Annotated in this window: 17 protein-coding genes; 13 read left to right on the top strand and 4 right to left on the bottom strand. The window is 65.4% G+C overall.

The features are described 5' to 3' along the window. Positions 1–22 precede the first annotated feature (22 nt). Positions 23–811, top strand: a complete 789-nt coding sequence (locus tag D2N39_RS06785) for an exodeoxyribonuclease III (protein WP_119134032.1) — start codon at positions 23–25, stop codon at positions 809–811. Here D2N39_RS06785 and D2N39_RS06780 read toward each other — a convergent pair whose 3' ends face one another. Together D2N39_RS06780 and pedF are read right to left on the bottom strand one after the other, a co-directional pair. Next, positions 812–1,744: a transporter substrate-binding domain-containing protein gene (locus D2N39_RS06780; RefSeq protein ID WP_119134031.1), complete on the bottom strand. Its 933-nt coding sequence runs from the start codon at positions 1,742–1,744 to the stop codon at positions 812–814. It lies immediately after the preceding gene. Between the two features lies 1 nt (position 1,745). Next, positions 1,746–2,426, bottom strand: a complete 681-nt coding sequence (gene pedF / locus D2N39_RS06775; protein ID WP_119134030.1) for a cytochrome c-550 PedF — start codon at positions 2,424–2,426, stop codon at positions 1,746–1,748. A gap of 152 nt (positions 2,427–2,578) precedes the next feature. On the opposite strand from pedF, the gene D2N39_RS06770 reads away from it, so the two are divergent. The 8 genes from D2N39_RS06770 to D2N39_RS06735 all read left to right on the top strand — a co-directional run bounded on the left by D2N39_RS06770 (position 2,579) and on the right by D2N39_RS06735 (position 9,883). Then, entirely contained in the window at positions 2,579–3,769 is a 1,191-nt protein-coding gene (locus tag D2N39_RS06770) for an ABC transporter substrate-binding protein (RefSeq protein ID WP_119134029.1), read from the top strand. 4 nt (positions 3,770–3,773) lie between these two features. Then, complete coding sequence (locus tag D2N39_RS06765) at positions 3,774–4,742, top strand: YVTN family beta-propeller repeat protein (protein WP_119134028.1); 969 nt, start codon at positions 3,774–3,776, stop codon at positions 4,740–4,742. Between the two features lie 17 nt (positions 4,743–4,759). Beyond that, positions 4,760–5,209, top strand: a complete 450-nt coding sequence (locus tag D2N39_RS06760) for a hypothetical protein (RefSeq protein WP_119134027.1) — start codon at positions 4,760–4,762, stop codon at positions 5,207–5,209. Continuing rightward, positions 5,206–5,925 (top strand): ABC transporter ATP-binding protein, encoded by a 720-nt coding sequence (locus D2N39_RS06755; RefSeq protein ID WP_119134026.1) that lies wholly within the window; start codon positions 5,206–5,208, stop codon positions 5,923–5,925. The genes D2N39_RS06760 and D2N39_RS06755 overlap by 4 nt, the downstream gene beginning before the upstream one ends. Next, positions 5,922–6,713 (top strand): ABC transporter permease, encoded by a 792-nt coding sequence (locus D2N39_RS06750; RefSeq protein ID WP_119134025.1) that lies wholly within the window; start codon positions 5,922–5,924, stop codon positions 6,711–6,713. Before D2N39_RS06755 ends, D2N39_RS06750 begins: the two co-directional genes overlap by 4 nt. 115 nt (positions 6,714–6,828) lie before the next feature. Continuing rightward, positions 6,829–7,290 carry an Hsp20 family protein gene (locus D2N39_RS06745; protein ID WP_119134328.1) on the top strand — a complete coding sequence of 154 codons (462 nt, stop codon included), beginning with the start codon at positions 6,829–6,831 and terminating at the stop codon, positions 7,288–7,290. Between the two features lie 119 nt (positions 7,291–7,409). Further along, on the top strand, positions 7,410–7,949 hold the full coding sequence (locus tag D2N39_RS06740) for an RNA polymerase sigma factor (protein ID WP_119134327.1): 540 nt from the start codon (positions 7,410–7,412) through the stop codon (positions 7,947–7,949). After that, positions 7,946–9,883 (top strand): vWA domain-containing protein, encoded by a 1,938-nt coding sequence (locus D2N39_RS06735; protein WP_119134024.1) that lies wholly within the window; start codon positions 7,946–7,948, stop codon positions 9,881–9,883. Before D2N39_RS06740 ends, D2N39_RS06735 begins: the two co-directional genes overlap by 4 nt. 16 nt (positions 9,884–9,899) lie before the next feature. On the opposite strand, the gene ade is transcribed toward D2N39_RS06735, so the two are convergent. After that, complete coding sequence (gene ade / locus D2N39_RS06730) at positions 9,900–11,600, bottom strand: adenine deaminase (RefSeq protein ID WP_119134023.1); 1,701 nt, start codon at positions 11,598–11,600, stop codon at positions 9,900–9,902. A 113-nt stretch (positions 11,601–11,713) separates the two neighbouring features. Between ade and D2N39_RS06725 the strand changes: the two genes are divergently transcribed. Beyond that, positions 11,714–12,628: a DMT family transporter gene (locus tag D2N39_RS06725; RefSeq protein ID WP_108128724.1), complete on the top strand. Its 915-nt coding sequence runs from the start codon at positions 11,714–11,716 to the stop codon at positions 12,626–12,628. On the opposite strand, the gene D2N39_RS06720 is transcribed toward D2N39_RS06725, so the two are convergent. Then, positions 12,629–13,450 (bottom strand): uracil-DNA glycosylase, encoded by an 822-nt coding sequence (locus D2N39_RS06720; RefSeq protein ID WP_119134022.1) that lies wholly within the window; start codon positions 13,448–13,450, stop codon positions 12,629–12,631. Between the two features lie 80 nt (positions 13,451–13,530). Here D2N39_RS06720 and D2N39_RS06715 point away from each other — a divergent pair, with 80 nt between their 5' ends. From D2N39_RS06715 to D2N39_RS06705, 3 genes are all read left to right on the top strand, one after another. Then, a complete protein-coding gene (locus D2N39_RS06715) occupies positions 13,531–14,211 on the top strand; it encodes an HAD family hydrolase (protein WP_119134021.1) in 681 nt (226 codons plus the stop codon). Then, complete coding sequence (locus D2N39_RS06710) at positions 14,208–15,164, top strand: sugar-binding transcriptional regulator (protein ID WP_119134020.1); 957 nt, start codon at positions 14,208–14,210, stop codon at positions 15,162–15,164. Before D2N39_RS06715 ends, D2N39_RS06710 begins: the two co-directional genes overlap by 4 nt. 119 nt (positions 15,165–15,283) lie before the next feature. After that, a complete protein-coding gene (locus D2N39_RS06705) occupies positions 15,284–16,591 on the top strand; it encodes an ABC transporter substrate-binding protein (protein WP_119134326.1) in 1,308 nt (435 codons plus the stop codon). The last annotated feature ends 6 nt before the right edge of the window (positions 16,592–16,597 follow it).

The following is a 16,597-nucleotide window of genomic DNA, read 5'->3' as shown; positions in this document are numbered from 1 at the left end:
GGTGGGGCGAAAGGAAACCGCCATGCCCTTCACGATTGCCACCTGGAATATCAACTCCGTCCGTCTGCGCGAGGCGTTGGTGTCGCGCCTGATGCAGGAGGAGGCACCGGATGTCCTCTGCCTGCAAGAGATCAAGACCCCGATCGAGAAATTCCCCCGCGAGGCGTTCGAGGCGCTTGGCTACCGTTACATGGTTGCGCGCGGGCAGAAGGGCTATAACGGCGTCGCCATCCTGTCGCGCCTGCCGCTGGAAGATGCGGGCGACCGTGATTTCGCCGCACTGGGCCATGCTCGCCACGTTTCGGCACGGCTGGAAAACGGCGTGACCGTGCATAATTTCTATGTGCCTGCCGGTGGCGATATTCCCGACCGCGAGGCCAATGTGAAATTCGGACAAAAGCTGGATTTCCTGACCGAGATGCGCGACTGGGCGCATGCCGACAAGCCGTCGAAGGCGATCCTTGTGGGCGACCTGAACATCGCCCCGCGCGAAGATGATGTGTGGAACCACAAGGCCCTGCTGAAGATCGTCAGCCATACGCCCGTCGAGGTCGAACATCTGGGTGCCGCGCAGGACGCTGGTGGCTGGGTGGACGTGACCCGCAAGGACATCCCGGAAGGCCGGCTATATTCGTGGTGGAGCTATCGTTCCCCCGACTGGGATGCCGCCGACAAGGGCCGCCGGCTGGATCATGTCTGGGCCACCCCCGACATCGCGGGCGCCGCGCATGGCAGCCGCATCCTGCGGCCGTGCCGGGGTTGGGATCAGCCCTCGGACCATGTGCCGGTCTTTGCCAGCTTCGACCTGTGATCACCGCTCCGGCGGGGTAAAGGTCAGCCCGTAGGCAGCATAGGCGGCAGCAAGGCGCCCGTCGGCCAGCGCCGCCGCAATGGCATCGTCCAGCGCATAGGCAAGGTCGCGGTGGCTTTGATGCACCGCAATGCCAACGGTCCAGCTGCCCAGAGCGAAACCCGGCAAGGGCGGCTGATGCACCGCGACGCCCTCGGCTGCGCCGAACTGCAATTGCGCGCGCGGCCCCATCGCGGCCATGACCTCACCCGCCACCAGCGCCTTCATCGCCTTGGCCATATCGGGAAAGCGATGAATGTTCGGCCCGATCTGCCCACCCGGAAAGGCGGTCAGGTAGAAATCGGAAATCGAATCGTTTTCCACCGCCACCGTGTCAAAGCGGAAATAGGCAGGCACCGGCCCCCCTTCGTGCCGGGGTTTGTCCGAAGGCACGGCATCGGGATAGGCGTCAAGCCGGTAGGCAATCGCCACTTCCTCCTTGGCATACTGCCCGGTAAAGACCACCTGCTCGACCAGACAGGTGAACTCGCTGTTATAGGGCACCCGCATCATCACATTGGATACCGGCTCTTTCTGCACCGTGCCGCGCCAGATGTAGGACATGAGATCGGTCTGCGTATTTTCTCCCGCCTGCACGAAGCGGTATTCCGGCTTCACGCCCAGCCCTTCGGCCAGAATGCGGCCGACCTCCACATCCACCCCGCGGGGGGTGCCTGCATCATCCCAGCTATAGGGCGGGAAATCCTCGTAAACCGCGATAGTCAGAGTGCCGCGTTCAACGATCTCATCCAGTGTTTGCCCGACATACTGGCGCGATGTGTTCTGCGGGCGGGCGCCGGGGGCCACGCCTTCGCAGCGGGCGAAAACGGGTGCGGCGGCGAGGCTGAACAGCCCCGCCGCCAGCCCCGCAACAAGTGCGGAACGCCGGTCCATCTCAGTGTGCCGCCGAAAGCCCGACCGTCAGCGCATCGGCCGCATGTTTCGCTCCGAGATCCGAACCATCCAGTAGCTTCGCCGCCCGGCTGGCCGCGCTGTCCGCGACCGGCGCGCCCGAGGCGGTCTTGACCTCGACCGCGATGGCGGCAAGCTCTTCCTTCAGCGCGGGCTGATCGGCGCCACCCGCCATCAGCGTGTCGCGGATCGCGGTCAGACGGGCGGAATGCGCATCCAGTGCGCCATCCTCGGGCCGGGTCTCGATATAGGTGCGAATCGCCCAGCCTGCCTTCTGGCCCAGAACTTCGCCGAAGGCTGGCATCTTGGTGACACCATCCTGAGTGTAGCCGTGCTGGAACCGTTCCATGAACCATTCGTCGCCGTATTCCTCGGCCTCCAGAAAGCGCACATCGGGGGCCAGACCACCCGACACCGCGCCCAGACCATGACAACGCGCGCAGTTCTGGTTGAAGGCGCTGTCGCCGATCTCTACCGCCTTGGCCCAGACGTCATCCCCTGCTGCTGCCGCACGATAGGGGTTCTCGGTCAGCCATTCCTCGCCCACATCGGGCAGCGCGTCGGTGTTCACCGGCTGCGGGGCCACATCGCCGTGGGCAAAAGCCATGGTCGCAAGCCCCGCGAGGGCCACAGCGGCAACGAAGCCGCGGGTCATGTTCGTCATTGCGCATCCTCCCTGAGCACTTGAGTCAGAGCTAACCTTTCCGCACCGCAGCGCGGTATTGGACTTTCGTGCAAAGCGGCGGGGTCTTGCGACCAATGTCCAATATCGCCCTGTGGCGTGGGCGACCAACATCCCCGACAGGGAGAGAAACCATGCCAAAAACAACCCTGCGCCGGATGGCGCTGGCCGCCGTTACCGGCATTGGCCTGATGCCCGTTCAAGGGTTATACGCTGCGTCGGTGGACGTTCAGGTGATCTATCTGCGACAGCAGGTGGTGCCAGCGCCGGTCCTGTCGAACCTTGATCCCGTGCCCGAGGATCTGGGGATCGCCGGGGCGAATCTCGCGCTGGCCGAGGTTGCCGCGACGGGCAAGTTCCTTGGTGAGACCTATGCCCTGACCGTGATCGACGTGCCCCCGGATGGCGATTTTGCCGCCGCCACGCGTGAGGCACTGGCCGGGGCCGGGTTGGTGCTGGTGGACGCCACCGCCGCCGAGCTTCTGGCCGTGGCAGACACGCCCGAAGCTGCGGACAAGCTGCTGTTCAACGTCGCTTCTGGGGACGAGGCGCTGCGGTCCGCCGATTGCCGGGCCAACCTGCTGCATACGATCCCCGAGGATGGCGCACGCACCGATGCGCTGATGCAGGTTCTGGCTGCGAAACGCTGGTCGAAACTGGCGTTGATCACCGGGCCAAAGGCCGCCGATCTGGTCTATGCCGATCATCTGCGCCGCTCTGCGGCCAAGTTCGGCCTGACGCTGGTGGGCGAAAAGGCATGGAGCTTCGACACCGACCTGCGCCGCGCCGCCACAGTCGAATTGCCGCCCTTCACGCAGGATCTGCCGGACCATGACGTGCTTCTGGTGGCCGATGAAACCGACGATTTCGGCCGTTATGTCGAAAACAACACATGGCTGCCGCGCCCCGTCGCCGGGTCCGAGGGCATGGAGCCACTGGGCTGGACGCATGTGATGGAACAATGGGGCGCTGTCCAGTTGCAGAACCGTTTTGAAGAGACGGCGGGACGCGACATGCAAAGCCGCGACTATGCAGCATGGGCCGCAATCCGGGCAATCGGCGAGGCGGTCATCCGCACCGGCAGCGCCGATCCGGCCACACTGCGCAGCTATATGCTGTCCGATACCTTCAAGCTGGACGGGTTCAAAGGGCGCGGTCTCAGCTTCCGGCACTGGAACGGCCAGATGCGTCAGCCCATCGCGGTCGCCAATGCCCGGGCGCTCGTGACGCTCGCCCCGGTCGAAGGGTTCCTGCACCAGCGCAACGAAACCGACACGCTTGGCCTCGACGAACCCGAGAGCCAGTGCCACGCCTTCACGGAGTAACCCGATGCGCCGCCTTGCCGCAGCCCTGCTGCTGACTGCCACGCCGTTGATCCCCGCCCCGATCCATGCCGGGGAAATCTGGGTCACCAATGAAAAGGATGACACGGTCAGCGTCATCGACACCGACACGCTGGAGGTCATCAAGACCTATCCCACCGGCGAGCGCCCGCGTGGCGTGACCTTCTCCAAGGATTTCAGGCGGCTGTATATCTGCGCTTCTGACAGTGACACCGTGCAGGTGATGGACCCTGATACAGGCGAGATCCTGCATGACCTGCCTTCGGGTGAAGACCCTGAACAATTTGTGCTCGCTCCCGATGACCGGCATCTCTACATCGCCAACGAGGATGATGCGATCACCACGGTCGTCGATACCCAAAGCCGTCAGGTGGTCGCGCAGATCGACGTGGGGGTGGAACCCGAAGGCATGGCCATCAGCCCCGATGGCAAGATCGCCATTACCACCTCTGAAACCACCAATATGGCGCACTGGATCGACACGGCGACGCACAAGCTGTTTGCCAATACGCTGGTCGATAGCCGCCCCCGCCATGCCGAATTTACCGCTGACGGCAGCCAGCTTTGGGTCAGCGCTGAAATCGGTGGCACTGTCACCGTGTTTTCGGTGGCCGACCAGCAAGAACTGGGAAAGGTGCATTTCGCCATTGCCGGAGTGAATGACGATCTGATCCAGCCCGTCGGGTTCAAGTTCTCGCCCGATGGCAAACGCGCCTTCGTGGCCCTTGGCCCCGCCAATCATGTGGCCGTGGTCGATACCGCCAGCTACGAGGTGACGAATTACATCCTCACCGGGCGTCGGGTCTGGCACATGGCCTGGTCGCCAGATCAAAGCCAGCTTTTCACCACCAACGGCGTGTCCGGCGACGTGACGGTGATCGACGTTGCCCGCGAAACCCCTGTCAAATCCATCAAGGTCGGCCGCTTCCCCTGGGGCGCGGCGATGCGGCCGTGAACCAGAAAGGACATCCCATGAAACCGCTGATCCTTGCCGCGCTGCTGGCCGCCCTGCCCCTTGCTGTCCATGCCGAAGGGGAGGATGACGATGACGCGGCTCTGGGGGCCGCTGGCTTGATGTCGAAGGGTAACAAGAGCAACCTGCCGCCCATCCTGCTGTCCGCCGGTGCGCCGCTGGCAGATGCGCCGTGGAAGCTGAAATCCGGCCACTACTACGAGGTCGAGATCGAGGCGGATGGCAGCCAGGAGCTTGGCCTCGTCGCGCCGGAATTCTTCCGTGCCATATGGATCGACGAAATCGTCATCGAGGGTCTGGAGGTGCGGCCGCTGGGCCTCGATTCCGTCGAGTTTGACGAGGCGGGCACCATGGAAATCGGCTTTATCGCCGTGAAACCCGGCAGCTATGTCATGCGCGTGCCCGGCACCAAGGGCGATACCCAGAAGCTGGACATCGTGATCGAATGACGCCCGGCCTCGGCATCCATGGGGTCAGCTACAGCTACGGCGCCAAGGCGGCGCTGAGCGAGGTGGCGCTTGAGGTGCCGAAGGGCCGGTTCTGCGCCCTGCTGGGGCCGAACGGGGCCGGGAAATCGACGCTGTTTTCCCTGCTCACCCGGCTGTTTACCACACGGACAGGCCGCATCACCGTCGCGGGGCAGGATCTGGCCCGCGCACCCCGCGCCGCGCTGGCGCGCATGGGGGTGGTGTTCCAGCAGCCAACACTGGATCTTGACCTGACGGTGCGGCGCAACCTGCTGTATTTCGCCGCCCTGCACGGCATCGGCGGGCGCGAGGCCGAGGCCCGCACCGCCGAGGCGCTGGAGCGGCTGGGCATGGCCGAACGTGCGGCTGAACCCGTCCGTGCCCTGAACGGTGGCCACCGCCGCCGGATGGAACTGGCGCGCGCCCTGATCCACCGGCCCGAGGTCTTGCTGCTGGACGAACCGACTGTCGGCCTTGATGCCGCCGCGCGGGCGGCGATCACCGCCCATGTCCATGACCTTGCCGATCAGGGGCTGGCCGTGCTCTGGGCCACGCATCTGACGGATGAGGTGCGCGACAGCGATCAGCTTGCCATCCTGCATCGCGGCCGGTTGCTTGCCGATGGCATCACCCGCGACCTGCGCGGGGACGAGCCGCTGCGCGAGATGTTCCTGCGGCTGACGGGGGCCGAGGCATGATCTGGTGGCTGGCCTTCCGCGCCATCCTGCACCGCGAGGCGCTGCGCTTTCTGGGTCAGCGCGGGCGGCTGGTTGCCGCCCTGGTGCGGCCGCTGGTCTGGCTGCTGGTCTTTGCCGCCGGCTTTCGCGCCGCACTGGGCCTGTCGATCATCCCGCCCTACCAGACCTATATCACCTATGAAATCTACATCACTCCCGGCCTCTGCGGCATGATCTGCCTGTTCAACGGCATGCAAAGCTCGCTGAGCCTGGTTTATGACCGCGAGATGGGGTCGATGCGCCTGCTGCTGACCGCACCCTTGCCGCGCTGGTGGCTGCTGCTTGCCAAGGTCACGGCGGGGGCGATGATTTCGCTGCTGCAATGTGCTGCCTTCCTTGCCATCGCGGCGGGGGTCGGTATCCACATGCCGTGGCAGGGCTATATCGTCGCCATTCCCGCCATTCTGCTGGCCGGGCTGATGCTGGGGGCGCTGGGGCTGATGCTGTCGTCTTTCATCCGCCAGCTTGAAAACTTCGCGGGGGTGATGAACTTCGTCATCTTCCCGATGTTCTTCCTGTCCTCTGCGCTTTACCCGCTGTGGAAGATGAAAGAGGCCAGCCCTCTGCTGGCGCAGATCTGCGCTGTGAACCCCTTTACCCATGCGGTCGAACTGATCCGCTTTGCGCTTTACCTGCAACCGAACCTCGCGGCCGCAGGCTGGGTGCTGCTGGCGCTCATGGTCTTCGGGGCGGCGGCGCTTTGGGGCTATGATCCGGCGCGCGGAATGCAGGCGCGCAAAGGGTCTTGAAACCGGCGCGACGGCTTCCCAGATCACTTGGGCGGGTGCCATGACGGGCCCGCGCCATCAACCGAGGCCCGCCCGCAACGGGGGGCCGGACAGACATCGCTTCAAGAGGATGACCATGCGCAATCTCGATTTCGCACCGCTTTACCGTGCCACCGTGGGCTTTGACCGGATCGCCGATCTGATGGATCGTGCCCTCAGCGCCGACGTGGCCCAGCCGACCTATCCGCCCTACAACATCGAAAAAACCGACGAGAATGCCTATCGCATCTCGATCGCTGTCGCAGGCTTCACGCCCGAGGAACTGAGCGTCGAGGTCAAGGAAGGCGCGCTGTTCGTGTCGGCCCGCAAGGCACCGGAAGAAGCCGAACGCAGCTACCTGCATCGCGGCATCGCCACCCGCGCGTTTGAACGCCGCTTCGCGCTGGCTGATCATGTGCGCGCCACCGGCGCCACCCATGAACACGGGATGCTGCACATCGACCTCGTGCGCGAAACGCCCGAGGCGCTGAAACCCCGCCGCATCGAAATCGCCCGCCCCGCCGGGGTGACGCAGGTGGTGGATGCCGCCGTCAACTGACCCCGCCCGCAAGGACGGCAAGGCCCGGAGATTTCTCCGGGCCTTTTGCATTGGTGCGAAATTTTCAGGTGACAGGCCAAGGATTGCGCAGCCCGTCGCGTCTGAATAGCGTCATGCGCATGGAAACACCGGATGAAACCCTTGCTCTGGCCGCCGCAAGTGGCGACCGTGCCGCTTTCGCGGCGCTGGTGACGCGGCATTACGACCGGGTTTACGGTTTTGGCTGGCGGCTGACTGGCTCGGCCGCGGATGCGCAGGATCTGGCGCAGGAAATTTGCGCCGCCCTGCCCGCCAAGCTGGCAAACTGGCGGGGCGAGGCGCGGTTCACCACATGGCTTTACCGTGTCGTCGTCAATGCCGCCTCCGATCTGCGGCGGCGGCAGGCGACGCGGGCACGGGCCGCTGATGGCTGGGGCGATTGGGAAATCGCCCGTCAGGCCGAAATGGAGGAATCCCGCGCCGCGCGGCAGTGGCTGGAAGGCGCCATGGCCCGGTTGTCGCCGGAACTGCGCGAAACCGTCGCGCTGGTTCTGGGCGAGGAACTGACCCAGGCCGAGGCGGCCGAGGTGCTGGGCCTTTCCGAAGGCACGGTCGCCTGGCGCATGTCCGAGGTGAAAAAGCGGCTGCGCCGCATCGCAGCAGAGGACGAGGCGCAATGACCGATGATTTTGACAAGCTGAAATCGGCCCTGCGCGCCGCCCCGCCACCGCCCGGTGATGCGGCGCGGATGGCGGCGCTGGATGCCGCGTTGCAAAATTTCGATCTTTTGCAGGACAACCGCCAAGAAACCGCTGCCCCCGCGCGTCCCAATCCGGCAAGCCCTGAAAGGAAGGGCTTTCTGACCGGAGTCAAAGACATGCTGAAATCCCTTTCCCCCGCCGGGCTTCTGGCGGCAACGACCTCTGTCGCCGCGCTGGCCGTGGCGGTGATCGCCCTTTCCCCTGCGCTGCACCAGCCGCCCGAACCGGCGCTGGTGCGCCTTGCACCGGAACCCACCACGCCTGAGGCCGTCGAAGACATGGCGCCCCTCGCCGCTCCCGCGCCGCTGGCAGGGGCGCCCGCCTTGGCCACGCGCAAGGTGGCGCCAACCATAGCACCTTCCGCCGATGCCCCCGTGATGCTTGAGGCCGCTCCCGAGGCTGAGTTTGCGATGGGTGGCGCAATAACGGCAATGGACGCGGCCACCGCGCCAGAACCCGATACCTCGGCCTTCGCCAATGCCGATGCGAACCCGGTGAAGTCGGTCGATACCGACCCGGTTTCCACCTTCTCGGTCGATGTTGATACGGCCTCTTATGCCGTGATCCGCCGCGATCTGGAGGCGGGCGCCCTGCCCCCGCCCGAGGCGGTGCGGATCGAGGAGATGGTGAATTACTTCCCCTATGCCTATCCCGCGCCCGAAGGCGATGCGCCGTTCCGCGCCGATGTTTCGGTCATGCCGACGCCGTGGAACGCGGGTACCCGGCTGGTGCGGATCGGCTTGCAGGGCCGCCTGCCCGCGCTGGCCGACCGACCGCCGCTCAATCTGGTATTTCTGGTCGATACCTCGGGCAGCATGGACGAAGCCGATAAGCTGCCGCTGCTGAAACAGGCGCTGCGGCTGGTGCTGCCGCAACTGCGCCCCGAGGATGAGGTCGCCATCGTCGCATATGCTGGCTCTGCCGGTGTGGTGCTGCCGCCCACACCCGCCCGCGAAACCGCCGCGATTTCCGCCGTGCTGGATGATCTGGTGCCCGGCGGCGGCACGGCAGGGGCGGAGGGGTTGGCCGAGGCTTACCGTCTTGCCGACCAGATGCGCGGCGAGGGCGAAATCAGCCGCGTGCTGCTGGCGACGGACGGGGATTTCAACCTCGGGATTTCAGACCCCGAGGAACTGGAGACTTTCATCGCCAAGGAACGCGCGGGCGGCAGCTATCTGTCGGTGCTGGGCTTCGGGCGTGGCAATCTGGACGACGCCACCATGCAGGCGCTGGCGCAAAGCGGCAATGGCATGGCGGCCTATATCGACACCGCGCAAGAGGCTCGCAAGGTGCTGGTGGATCAGCTTTCCGGCGCGCTGTTCCCGATCGCCGACGATGTGAAGATTCAGGTCGAATGGAACCCCGCGCAGGTCGCGGAATACCGGCTGATCGGCTATGAAACCCGTGCCCTGCGGCGCGAGGATTTCAGCAATGACAAGGTGGATGCGGGCGAGATCGGCGCCGGCCATCAGGTGACCGCGCTTTACGAGATCACCGCCCCCGACAGCCCCGCCCGGCTGACCGAGCCGCTGCGCTATGGCACCGCCCCCGAGGCGACGGGACCCGCGGGGGAACTGGGCTTCCTGCGGCTGCGCTATAAGGCGCCGGGTGCGGCAGAAAGCCAGTTGATCGAAACCCCCATCCTTTCGACCGACGTGGCCCCCGGCGCGGATGCCCGCTTCGCCGCCGCTATTGCGGGCTTCGGCCAGCTTCTGACTGGCGCGACCTATCTGGGTGACTGGGGCTGGGACGATGCGATCCGCCTTGCCGAAGGCGCACGGGGTGATGACCCGTTCGGCTATCGTGTCGAGGCGGTGAACCTGATGCGTCTGGCGAAAAGCCTGAACCGCTGAAGCGCGTGATGCCCGATCAGGGCATCACCTCGAAACGATCCACGTCGATCATGCCATGGTCGGTGATCTTCAGATGCGGGATCACCGGCAGGGCGAGGAAGGCGAGTTGCAGGAAGGGTTCTTCCAGCTCCACCCCCAGGGACCGGGCGGCGGCGCGCAGCGTGATCAGATCGTCGCGCACCACCTCGAACGGTTGCAGGCTCATCAGCCCGGCGACGGGCAGCGCGAGTTCGGCCAGCACCTTGCCACCTTCCGTCACCACAAAGCCGCCTTCGATCTCGCCCAGCCGGTTGGCGGCCAGCGCCATATCGGCATAGTCGGCGCCGACCACTGCGATATTGTGGTGATCGTGACAGACGGTCGAGGCGATGGCACCGCGTTTCAGGCCAAAGCCCTTGACGAAGCCGGTGGCGCGGTTGCCGTTCTTGCCGTGACGCTCGATCACCGCGATCTTCACCAGATCGCGTGCAAGGTCGGGGCGCTTGTCGCCATCGCTGGGCGCGATGTCATAGGTCAGATGTTCGGTGATGATCTTGCCGGGCAGGATGCCGATGACCGGGGTTTCGGCGCGGTTGCCGCCAGTGCGGAAATCCTCGGCGCGCACCGGTGGCGCCTTCACCGAATGGCGTGCGACCGGCGGCACGATCCGGCGGGTGACGAAGGCGGCATCGCCCACCCGCACCCCGCCGGTGAACACCATCTCCGGCCGGCAGGTCGCCAGATCCTCCAGCACCACGATGTCGGCCCGCTTGCCCGGCGCGATCAGGCCACGGTCCTTCAGACCAAAGGCTTCGGCCGCCGAAAGGCTGGCGGCCCGGTAAGCGGCCAGCGGCGGGCAGCCCAGCGCGATGGCGGTGCGGATCAGGTAATCCAGATGACCGTGTTCGGCGATGTCCAGCGGGTTGCGGTCATCGGTGCAGAAACAGCAATAGGGCGAGGTCCGTTCCGTCAGCATCGGCGCCAGCGCATGCAGGTCTTTCGAAACCGAGCCTTCGCGGATCAGCACCCGCATCCCCTTGCGCAGCTTTTCCATCGCCTCGGTGGCCGTTGTCGCCTCATGCTCCGTTCGGATACCGGCGGCGATATAGCCGTTGAGGTCGCGCCCCGACAGAAGCGGCGCATGGCCGTCGATATGGCGGCCGCGAAATGCCTCCAGCTTGGCCATGCAACCGGCGTCCTGATGCAGCACGCCGGGGAAGTTCATGAACTCCGCCAGACCGATGACGCGCGGATGATCCATCAACGGCACCAGATCCGCCGCCTCCAGCCGGGCGCCCGCCGTCTCCATATGGGTCGAGGGCACGCAGGAGGACAGGTTCACCCGGATGTCCATGACAGTATGGGCTGAGGCGTCGAGGAAATATCCGATGCCTTCCAGCCCGCAGACATTGGCAATCTCGTGCGGGTCGCAGATCGCCGTCGTCACGCCATGCGGGCCGACGCAGCGGTCGAACTCGTAAGGCGTGACCAGCGAGCTTTCGATGTGCAGATGCGTGTCGATGAAGCCGGGGACGAGGATCTTGCCCGTCACATCCACCACCTCGCGGCCTTCGTAAGAGTCAAAGACGCCTACGATCAGCACGCCGCAGATGGCGACATCGCCTTCCAGCAATGCGCCGGTAATCACGTCGAACACCCGCCCGCCGCGCAGCACCAGATCGGCGGGGGCAAGGCCACGGCCTTGCGCGATGACATCGGAAAGCGGCGGCAGGGTCATGGCAGTCTCCTTTTCCCGGCAGTGAAGCGCAGGGCGCGCGGCACGGCAAGCCGTTTCCGGCTTGCGCCTGCCGACGGGGGATGACACCCATGGGCCAAGGAAGGAAACGCCCTATGCGACCGCTGCGCGGCATCACCTACAAGCTGCTGTCTGTTCTGGTGTTCATCACCATGTCGGGGCTGATCAAGGCCACCGCCGCGCATGTGCCCGCCGGGCAGGCGGTGTTCTTCCGATCCTTCTTTGCCATTCCGGTCATCGTGGTCTGGCTGCTGACCCGGCGCGAGTTTCCCGCCGGGCTGCGGGTGCAAAGCCCGATGGGCCATGTCTGGCGCGGCGTGGCGGGCACCTGCGCCATGGGTTTCGGTTTTGCCGGTCTGGCCTGGCTGCCGCTACCCGAGGTCACCGCCATCGGCTATGCCGCGCCGCTGCTGACCGTGGTTTTCGCCGCGATGTTTCTGGGCGAGGAGGTGCGCGCCTTCCGCATTTCCGCCGTGGCCCTGGGCATGTGTGGCGTGCTGATCGTGCTCTGGCCCCGCCTGACGCTAAGCCGCGAGGGCGTCGATCATGCGCAGGCGATGGGCGCGATGCTGGTGCTGACCGGCGCGGTCTTTGCCGCACTGGCACAAGTCTTCGTGCGCAAGATGGTGGCCACCGAAAAGACACCCGCCATCGTGTTCTGGTTCTCGCTGACCTCGACCCTGCTGTCGCTGATCACGCTGCCCTTCGGCTGGGTGGTGCCCACGGCGCAAGAGGCGGCGCTTCTGGTGATGGCGGGGCTCCTGGGCGGGATCGGGCAGATCCTGCTGACATCGAGCTACCGCGAGGCCGATGCCTCGCTGGTGGCGCCGTTCGATTATGCCTCGATGCTGTTCGCGCTGGCGATCGGCTATTTCATCTTCGCAGAAGTGCCGACGCTGCCCATGCTGGGCGGGGCCAGCCTGATCATCACGGCGGGCATTCTGATCATCTGGCGCGAGCGGCGGCTGGGGCTGGAACGCGCGCGTCAGCGCAAGGCGATGACGCCCTGATCAGGCGTTCAGGTGATCCTGAAGCGTCAGCAGGTCGGCCCAGGTATCACGTTTCGCATGCGGGTTGCGCAGAAGGTAAGCGGGGTGCAGCATCGGCAGCACCGGCTTGCCCCAGGCCTCGGCCCATTTGCCGCGCAGACGGGTGATACCCCGCTGACGCAGCACCGCCTGCGCGGGCGTGTTGCCCATGATGACGATGACCCCCGGATCGGCCAGTTCGACATGGCGCCGCAGGAAGGGCACCATCATCGCCATTTCCTCGGGCGTGGGTTCCCGGTTCGAGGGCGGGCGCCACGGCATCACATTGCTGATATACAGCGCGCGCTCCGCGTCGGGGCTTTGGCGGCCAAGGCCGATGGCGGCGAACATGCGGTCCAGCAACTGCCCGGCACGGCCGACAAAGGGCAGGCCCTGCATATCCTCGTCGCGGCCCGGCGCCTCGCCGATGACCATGACGCGGGCGGCGGGGTTGCCATCGGCAAAGACGGTATTCCGGGCGCCGCGTTTCAGGTCGCAATGCGGATAGGCGCCCAGCGCCTCGCGCAGTGCCTCCAGCGTCGGCGCGCGCTGCGCTGTTTCCCGCGCCACGGCGACCGGATCAATCTTCACCGGCTCGGGTGGTGGTTCGGGCACCTGCCGTTGTGCCGGGCCGCGCGCCGGAGCCGGAGCGGCGGCGCGGGCGGGCGGGGCCTCCCGCTCCGCCAGATCATAGCGATCCAGCGGTGCATCCAGCACCGGCTCGGTCACGCCAAGTTCGTGAAGCCACTGAAGTGCTGCGGCAGAGGCGTGCCAGTCGGCGAGGATGTCGGCGTCGATTCCCATATCCGCCAACCTATGCCCCGCCGCCTTCCGGGGCAACAGCGCCAGATTGCCCGACGAAGGCGGTTGTGCCAGAACGGGGCATGGCGAGACGGGTTCCCAGGCTTCTGATCCTCGATTGTGACGGCGTGTTGATCGACAGCGAGATCATCAGCGCTCGTATGCTGGTTGCCGAACTGTCGCGCCTGGGTGTGCAGATCGACCTGCCCTATGTGTCGCAGCATTTCCTTGGCCGCAGCTATCCGACCGTCATGGCGACGATCCGGCGCGAATTCGGGCTGGATCTGCCCCCAGAATTTGAAACCCGCTACCGCGAGGCGCTGCTGGAGGCGTTCGGCCGCGAGCTGAAGATCATGCCGGGTGTTGCGGACATGCTGGATGACCTGTCGGTGCCGACCTGTGTCGCCACCTCCTCCAGCCCGCGGCGGGTGGAAATGTCCTTGCGGCTGGTGGGGCTGTGGGACCGGCTGGCGCCGCATATCTTCACCGCATCCGAGGTGTCGCGCGGCAAGCCCGCACCTGACCTGTTCCTGTATGCCGCTGCGCGGATGGGCGCCGCGCCGCAAGACTGCCTTGTGATCGAGGACAGCCTGACTGGCGTGCGCGCGGCCCTTGCGGCGGGGATGGAGGTCTGGCGTTTTACCGGCGGCAGCCATATGGGCCCCGACACCCTGCCCGAACCCGACGATGCACGCCCGCATCATCGCTTTGCCTCTTTCGGCGATTTCTACCGGATCGCCCCCGACCTACGGAGCATGCCATGAGCCGCGCCGAACCCGAGACCACACCGCAGGACGATGCCGCGCGGGCGGCGTGGCTTTACTACGTCGGTGGGATGACGCAGGACCAGATCGCGGGTGAACTGGGCATCAGCCGACAGCGCGCGCAACGGCTGGTCAGCCGGGCGATGGCGGAAGGTCTGATCCATGTGCGGCTGAACCACCGCATCGCTGCCTGTCTGGATCTGGAAACCGCGCTGAAGGACAGGTTCGGGCTTTTGCGCTGCCGGGTGGTGCCCTCGCTTGGGCCGGGCGCCGATCCGGTCACCGCCACAAGCAGTGCTGCCGCGGCCGAGATGGAACGCTTCCTGCGCATGCCTGATCCACTGGTCATCGCACTGGGCACCGGACGAGCGCTGCGCGGTATGGTGGATGCGCTGACCCCGATGGAGGCCGAACAACACCGTCTGGTGTCGCTGATCGGCAATATCGCCCCCGATGGCTCGGCCAGTTTCTTCGACGTGGTGATGCGCATCGCCGACAAGGTGCGCGCCCCCCATTACCCGATGCCGGTGCCGGTGATCAGCCCCACCCCTGAGGAACGCGCGGCCTTCCATGCGCTTGCCCCGGTGCAACGTGTAGTGGACCTTGCCCGCAAGGCCGATGTGGTGGTGGTAGGCGTCGGGCAGATGTCAGACGACGCGCCGCTGCTGGCTGACGGATTCGTCAGCCGGGCGGAACTGGACGAGATGCAGGCGGCGGGCGCCGTGGGCGAGGTGGCGGGCTGGGTCTTCGATTCGGCGGGCAATTACCTCGATCTGGGCACCAACCGCCGCACGGGCGGGGTGCGGGTGACACCGGGGCTGGATCGGCCCGCCGTGGGGATCGCTGCAGGCGCAAGCAAGGCGTTGGCGATCATCGGTGCGATGAAATCCCGCATTATCAATAGTCTGGTGACAGACGAAGCCACAGCGACCGCCATTCTGAACCGCCCGTAAGCCTTGTTTCCTTCGCATTTGCGGCGAATCCGGGGGCTTGACGGTAGCGCCATCATGTGAGCAATTACCCATAGTGCGATGATTTGCTCATTCGCATACAGGGAGGATCACTGATGAACATGACACTCCGCGCCATGCTTGGCGCGACGGTTTCGCTTACGCTCGCGGGTGCTGCGCTGGCCGAAACCACGATCACCGTCGCCACCGTGAACAACGGCGACATGATCCGCATGCAAGGATTGATGGACGCTTTCAACGCCAAGCACCCCGACATCAAGGTCGAGTGGGTGACGCTGGAAGAAAACGTCCTGCGCCAGAAGGTTACCACCGACATCGCCACCAAGGGCGGCCAGTTCGACGTGATGACCATCGGCACCTACGAGGCGCCGATCTGGGGCAAGCAGGGCTGGCTGGTGTCGCTGAATGACCTGCCCGCCGATTATGACGTGGACGACCTGCTGCCTGCCATCCGTGGCGGCCTGACCGTTGACGGCAATCTGGTCGCCGCGCCCTTCTACGGCGAAAGCTCGATGGTGATGTATCGCACCGACTTGATGGAGAAGGCCGGGCTGACCATGCCCGACGCGCCCAGCTGGGACTTCATCAGGGAAGCCGCCGAGAAGATGACCGACAAGGCCGGCGAGGTCTATGGCATCTGCCTGCGCGGCAAGGCCGGCTGGGGCGAGAACATGGCCTTCCTGACCGCCATGTCCAACTCCTTCGGGGCCAAGTGGTTCGACATGGACTGGAAACCCCAGTTCGACCAGCAGCCGTGGAAAGACACGCTGACCTTCTATCTGGACCTGATGAACAACTACGGCCCGCCCGGCGCCTCGAACAACGGGTTCAACGAAAACCTCGCACTGTTCCAGCAAGGCAAGTGCGGCATGTGGATCGACGCCACCGTTGCGGCGAGCTTCGTGACCAATCCGAAGGATTCGACCGTGGCCGACAAGGTCGGCTTTGCACTGGCGCCCGACAAGGGTCTGGGCAAGCGCGGCAACTGGCTCTGGGCCTGGAACCTCGCCATCCCGGCGGGCACCCAGAAGGAAGAGGCCGCCAAGACCTTCGTCGCCTGGGCAACCTCGAAAGACTATCTGGCGCTGGTCGCCGAGAAAGAAGGCTGGGCCAATGTGCCGCCGGGCACCCGCACCTCGCTGTATGCGAACCCGGAATACCAGAAGGTGCCGTTTGCCAAGATGACGCTGGATAGCATCAATGCGGCCGACCCGACCCATCCGACCGTGGATGAAGTGCCTTATGTCGGCGTGCAGTTCGTGGCGATCCCGGAATTCCAGGGTCTTGGCACCGCTGTCGGACAGATGTTCTCGGCCGCTTTGGCGGGCAGCACCTCGGCGGAGGATGCGCTGGCACAGGCGCAGGCGATGGTGACCACGGAAATGACCCGCTCGGGTTACATCAAGTAAGGAACG

The sequence above is a fragment of the Gemmobacter lutimaris genome (assembly GCF_003570715.1).
GTDB classification, from domain to species: Bacteria; Pseudomonadota; Alphaproteobacteria; order Rhodobacterales; family Rhodobacteraceae; genus Gemmobacter; species Gemmobacter lutimaris.
The sequence above is the reverse complement of the archived record's forward strand: the minus strand, read 5'-3'. Positions and strand labels throughout refer to the sequence as shown.

Coding starts and splice junctions, on each gene's coding strand:
- D2N39_RS06785 (WP_119134032.1), top strand. CDS start 23: ATGCCCTTCACGATTGCCACCTGGAATATCAACTCCGTCCGTCTGCGC.
- D2N39_RS06780 (WP_119134031.1), bottom strand. CDS start 1,744: ATGGACCGGCGTTCCGCACTTGTTGCGGGGCTGGCGGCGGGGCTGTTC.
- pedF (WP_119134030.1), bottom strand. CDS start 2,426: ATGACGAACATGACCCGCGGCTTCGTTGCCGCTGTGGCCCTCGCGGGG.
- D2N39_RS06770 (WP_119134029.1), top strand. CDS start 2,579: ATGCCAAAAACAACCCTGCGCCGGATGGCGCTGGCCGCCGTTACCGGC.
- D2N39_RS06765 (WP_119134028.1), top strand. CDS start 3,774: ATGCGCCGCCTTGCCGCAGCCCTGCTGCTGACTGCCACGCCGTTGATC.
- D2N39_RS06760 (WP_119134027.1), top strand. CDS start 4,760: ATGAAACCGCTGATCCTTGCCGCGCTGCTGGCCGCCCTGCCCCTTGCT.
- D2N39_RS06755 (WP_119134026.1), top strand. CDS start 5,206: ATGACGCCCGGCCTCGGCATCCATGGGGTCAGCTACAGCTACGGCGCC.
- D2N39_RS06750 (WP_119134025.1), top strand. CDS start 5,922: ATGATCTGGTGGCTGGCCTTCCGCGCCATCCTGCACCGCGAGGCGCTG.
- D2N39_RS06745 (WP_119134328.1), top strand. CDS start 6,829: ATGCGCAATCTCGATTTCGCACCGCTTTACCGTGCCACCGTGGGCTTT.
- D2N39_RS06740 (WP_119134327.1), top strand. CDS start 7,410: ATGGAAACACCGGATGAAACCCTTGCTCTGGCCGCCGCAAGTGGCGAC.
- D2N39_RS06735 (WP_119134024.1), top strand. CDS start 7,946: ATGACCGATGATTTTGACAAGCTGAAATCGGCCCTGCGCGCCGCCCCG.
- ade (WP_119134023.1), bottom strand. CDS start 11,600: ATGACCCTGCCGCCGCTTTCCGATGTCATCGCGCAAGGCCGTGGCCTT.
- D2N39_RS06725 (WP_108128724.1), top strand. CDS start 11,714: ATGCGACCGCTGCGCGGCATCACCTACAAGCTGCTGTCTGTTCTGGTG.
- D2N39_RS06720 (WP_119134022.1), bottom strand. CDS start 13,450: ATGGGAATCGACGCCGACATCCTCGCCGACTGGCACGCCTCTGCCGCA.
- D2N39_RS06715 (WP_119134021.1), top strand. CDS start 13,531: ATGGCGAGACGGGTTCCCAGGCTTCTGATCCTCGATTGTGACGGCGTG.
- D2N39_RS06710 (WP_119134020.1), top strand. CDS start 14,208: ATGAGCCGCGCCGAACCCGAGACCACACCGCAGGACGATGCCGCGCGG.
- D2N39_RS06705 (WP_119134326.1), top strand. CDS start 15,284: ATGACACTCCGCGCCATGCTTGGCGCGACGGTTTCGCTTACGCTCGCG.